4 protein-coding genes are annotated in these 4,672 nt (G+C 58.0%); 2 read left to right on the top strand and 2 right to left on the bottom strand.

The annotated features are described in order from the left end of the window. A partial coding sequence (locus M0974_RS08925; RefSeq protein WP_297835457.1) for an alpha/beta hydrolase occupies nt 1-519 on the bottom strand: 519 nt, incomplete at its 3' end. A 118-nt stretch (nt 520-637) separates the two neighbouring features. Between M0974_RS08925 and M0974_RS08920 the strand changes: the two genes are divergently transcribed. Beyond that, nucleotides 638-1,216, top strand: a complete 579-nt coding sequence (locus M0974_RS08920; protein WP_297835456.1) for a DUF6436 domain-containing protein — start codon at nt 638-640, stop codon at nt 1,214-1,216. 14 nt (nt 1,217-1,230) lie between these two features. Here the strand turns inward: M0974_RS08920 and M0974_RS08915 are convergent, their stop codons facing one another. Then, a complete protein-coding gene (locus tag M0974_RS08915; protein ID WP_297835455.1) occupies nt 1,231-2,175 on the bottom strand; it encodes a ParB/Srx family N-terminal domain-containing protein in 945 nt (314 codons plus the stop codon). A 113-nt stretch (nt 2,176-2,288) separates the two neighbouring features. Here M0974_RS08915 and M0974_RS08910 point away from each other — a divergent pair. Beyond that, nucleotides 2,289-4,672, top strand: a 2,384-nt coding sequence (locus M0974_RS08910; RefSeq protein ID WP_297835453.1) for a penicillin acylase family protein, incomplete at its 3' end; no start/stop codon positions are given.

Genomic DNA, 4,672 nt, shown 5'->3' with positions numbered 1-4,672 from the left:
GCTCTGGCCTTGCGCCGGGCTGTCGTTACCGTGGATCAGCAGGTGATCAATCACAATCGCCCCGCCGGTGCTCTGCCCGCACAGATGCCAAGGCTGCGGTAATTTCAGGCTTGAGGCTTCATCGAATAGTGCCTGCAGCACCACTTGATACTCGTCAAAATCGTCGATACTCGCGCGCGCGCCACTCGATAAACCGTGCCCCGGCAAATCGCAGCCAATCACAGCAAAGTTGCGGCTAAGAGCCCAGTCGATCACGTGCCGATAAAGCCCTACATGGTCATAAAAGCCGTGCACCAGAAACAGCGTCGCAATCGGCTGCCGGGGAATCCAGACTTGGCTGACCACTTCATAACCAGCGATATCGAAGCGCCCGAGCCAGCTGCGAATCGGCGCACAATTGGCACCCGTCGCCAAACCATAGAAGCGCTGATAGGCCTGCCCCGCTTCGGACAGTGGTTGTTCTGCGAGCAACGGCTGCAGGCTAGATCGCAAAACATCGGGATCGAATGTGGCAGACATGGGGCTTCCAGGTAAAACGGACGTCATGTGCATCCGAGCGAGACAGTCAGACAACAGAGATATTCATCTGTCTCACCAAGCATGGCAAGCTACGCGCCTTAAAACATAAGCGACTTGTATGAATATTCGTCATCGCCCTACCGTCCTCGCTTGTTTGCTTACGCTTGTGTGCGCGATTGGCCTGTGGGCGGCGTATGACTGGTTTCAGGGACGATACATTCGGCCCTTCAGCGATCAGACTGCATTGTTCGCCGGGGACGCACTGAGCTTGCCTGCTGAGTTGTCGGGGCCAGGGCGAATTCGTTTGGTGCACTTCTGGGACCCAACCTGCCCGTGCAACGTCGGCAATCAACAGCACTTGGGCGAACTCGTGGAACAGTTCGGCGGCGCGCAAGGGGTTGATTTCTACTCCGTGCAAAAACCCGGCACCCAAGGTCAATTGCCTAGCACCCTGGACGCAATCAAGCCGCTAAAAAGCCTGCCGGGGGCAGAGCGCATCACCGCCAGCCCCGCCGTGGCGATCTGGGACCGCGACGGCAAACTGGCGTACTTCGGCCCTTACAGCGAGGGGGCCACCTGTAACTCCAGCAACAGTTTCATCGAGCCAATTCTCAAGGCCCTCAGCACTGGGCGCCCGGTCAATGCAACGCACACCATGGCGGTCGGCTGCTATTGCCCGTGGCTCTCGACGCCCTGAATACCTGCGCTCAATCAGTGATGGGCCGCCTTATAGTCGATGACGTAAGGCAGTTTGTTGCGCACGGTTTTGCGCAGTTCTTTGCTGTTTACCGATGAATAGCCGCCCAACTGCCGGGCGTTAAAACCGCTGTTACCCACCAGCGCAGTGCCCGGTAAACCCACCATTAAATCGCTGGCAGCCTCCAGCGCCTTGCGGTAACCACTGCGCTCACCCAGATCAAAAGGCTCGATGTTCAGCTGCGCACGCAACCAATCGCCCCAATAGAATTCGAGAAATTCCGGAGTGATGCCTGCCGAACTCGGTTTGCCAAAGGCGGCGCCACGGGTGAAATAGACCAGGCTGCGAAATGGGTCGTTCTGCATGTTTTTAAGGCCCAGGTGTTCGGGCAGCTGTGAAGGGTTGATCGTCTGACCGTTGCCGTCCTTCAGCCAGGTTTTGTGCGCCTGCTGCATGCGCGCCCAAAACGTCGCGCTGTCGGCACTGTCGCTGAAGTCATCGGTAACCCTGACCCACATTTTCAACTGCGGACCAGCGCCCGGCTGATCCCAAAACGCAGTGAACGTGTGATGCCCATCGGTGAGGTACAGCACACCCTCAGGGCCGACCACCACAGTTTTCATGTCTTTAGGACGGGTACCTACCGGACTCTGACAATCGAACGATTGCGCACGAAGCAGGTTCGCATCATCGTCCACCCGGCTAGCCTCGCCTCGGCCATTGGTTTCGCAGTATTCATCAAACAGCTTGGGTGAATGATCCGCGAAACGCCCGAGCTTGTAATAGATTTGATCGAAGCCAATGACGGCCTGAGTTGGGTGCAATTGATCGAGACTGACCTCAATCAGCTCGCCCATCTTCGGTGTAGAGAGCGGTGTCGAGAGCTGCGTAGTCAGCGCCTGGGCCTGGAGCGCGAACACACCCAGCACGAGGGCCAGCAGCCATGAACTCTTACGCATCGTCGAACCCTTTTACTCAGTGAGGCTGGAACTGTAACCCTGCGGGTGACTACACACCAACCAGCCAAGTCTGTAGCCTGCAAATCTGGATTGAATCAATGACAGGACTTCAGATGAAACGTGGTCTAACCGTTCTCGCCCTCATTCTCGCGTTTGTCATCGTCATTTTGGTCGGCGGTGGATTTTGGTATGTCCACAGCAAACAACCTGTGCGTCAGGGCGAGCTGTCGCTGAAGCATCTGCAAGCACCGGTCAGCGTGCGTTATGACGAACGCGGCGTGCCGCATATCAACGCCGAAAACGAGACGGATATGTATCGCGCCCTGGGTTATGCGCAGGCTCAAGACCGCTTGTTCCAAATGGAGATGATGCGCCGCCTTTCACGCGGAGAATTGGCCGAAGTGCTGGGCGTCAAACTGGTGAGCACCGATAAACTGTTCCGCAGCCTGCGGATTCGCGAGCGCGCCGACGCCATGGTTGCGCAGCAGGATAAACAGGTGCCGTCGTGGCAAGCCCTTGAAGCGTATCTGGACGGCATAAACCAATATCAGGACACCCACCCCAGCCCCATCGAGTTCGATGTGTTGGGCATTAAAAAAAGGCCCTTCACGGCTGCAGATACCTTGAGTGTCGCCGGGTATATGGCCTACAGCTTTGCCGCCGCATTCCGTACCGAACCGCTGATGACCTATGTCCGCGATGAGCTGGGCCCGGAATATTTGAATATTTTTGACCTGGCGTGGCAGCCCAAAGGCGCGTTCGGTCAGACCGATCGTCCATCGCCTGCGCTGTCGAGTGCTGACTGGAAAGGTTTGGACGCCCTCGCCCAGCTGAGCCAGCGCGCCTTGGAAGATGCGGGGTTGCCGCAGTTTGAAGGCAGCAACGCTTGGGTAATCTCCGGCAGTCGAACCAAAAGCGGCAAGCCGTTGTTGGCCGGCGATCCGCACATTCGCTTTTCGGTGCCGTCGGTGTGGTACGAGGCGCAGCTGTCGGCGCCCGGTTTCGAGCTATATGGGCATCATCAGCCACTCGATCCGTTCGCAGCACTCGGGCACAACCGCGATTTTGGTTGGAGCCTGACCATGTTCCAGAACGACGACGCTGACTTGATCGCCGAGCGGGTCAACCCTGGCAACCCCAATCAGGTCTGGTACCACGGTGGCTGGGTCGACATGACTCACAGCCAACAGCAGATTTTGATCAAGGGCTTGCCGGCGATAACCTTCGACCTGCGACGCTCACCTCACGGCCCTATCATCAATGACGCGTTAGGCGCGATGGCGGGCCCCGCACCGATTGCCCTGTGGTGGTCCTTCCTGGAATCAGAGAACCCAATTATCGAAGGTTTCTACGAGGTCAATCGCGCTGACACCTTGAGCAAAATGCGCACGGCGGCGGAGAAAATCCAGTCACCGGGATTAAATCTGGTGTGGGCCAACGCCAAAGGCGACATTGGCTGGTGGGCCGCCGCGCAGTTACCGATTCGTCCGGAAGGCGTGAATCCGACCTTCATTCTTGATGGCGGCACGGCTGAGGCAGACAAGGGTGGGTTTTATCCTTTCAGCGCCAACCCCCAAGAAGAAAACCCGGCACGGGGTTATATCGTGTCGGCCAACGCACAGCCGGTTTCACCGACCGGGATGGAAATTCCGGGGTATTACAACCTCGCAGATCGGGGCCAGCAGTTGAATAGACAACTGAGCGACCCTGCGGTGAAGTGGGACTTGGACAGCAGTAAAAAGCTGCAACTTGGTACTGAAACCGCGTATGCCGGGCGGGTGTTAAAGCCGCTGATTCCGGTGTTGCGCAGCGCCGTGACAGACCCCGAAGAGCGGGCGTTGGTGGAGCGACTGGCGAGCTGGAAAGGCGATTACTCGCTAGATTCTGTGGGTGCCACGCTGTTTAACGAGTTCGTGTTTGATCTGATCAACGCCACCATGCACGACAAACTCGGCGATGGCTTATTTGATTCGCTGCTGGCAACACGGGTGATCGATGCCGCCCTGCCACGGCTGGCTGCCGATGCGGACTCACCATGGTGGGACGACCGCACCACGCCCGCCAAAGAAACCCGCGCCGACATCGTCAAACTCGCCTGGCATAAAAGCATCGCGCACCTCAGGGCGGTGTACGGCAACAACGCGTTTGATTGGCAATGGGGCAAGGCTCACACCCTGACCCACGAACACCCGCTGGGGGTGAAAAAGCCGCTGGATCAGATATTCAACGTCGGCCCCTTCCCCGCCCCCGGAACTCACGAAGTACCGAATAATCTTTCCGCCCGCATTAGCCAAGCGCCATGGCCGGTGACTTACGGACCATCGACCCGACGCTTGATCGACTTCGCCGACCCCGCGCACAGCCTGAGGATCAACCCGGTAGGGCAAAGCGGCGTGCTGTTTGACGAACACTATTCGGACCAGGCGAAAACCTATGTAGAAGGTGGCTACGTGCCGCAGCATTTTGACGAGGCCGATGTAGCGGCGAGTACGCGGGG

The organism is Pseudomonas sp. (assembly GCF_026224925.1).
Taxonomy (GTDB): domain Bacteria; phylum Pseudomonadota; class Gammaproteobacteria; order Pseudomonadales; family Pseudomonadaceae; genus Aquipseudomonas.
Note: the sequence above shows the minus strand (reverse complement) of the source record. Positions and strands in the feature narration are given on the sequence as shown.

Coding starts and splice junctions, on each gene's coding strand:
- M0974_RS08920 (WP_297835456.1), top strand. CDS start 638: ATGAATATTCGTCATCGCCCTACCGTCCTCGCTTGTTTGCTTACGCTT.
- M0974_RS08915 (WP_297835455.1), bottom strand. CDS start 2,175: ATGCGTAAGAGTTCATGGCTGCTGGCCCTCGTGCTGGGTGTGTTCGCG.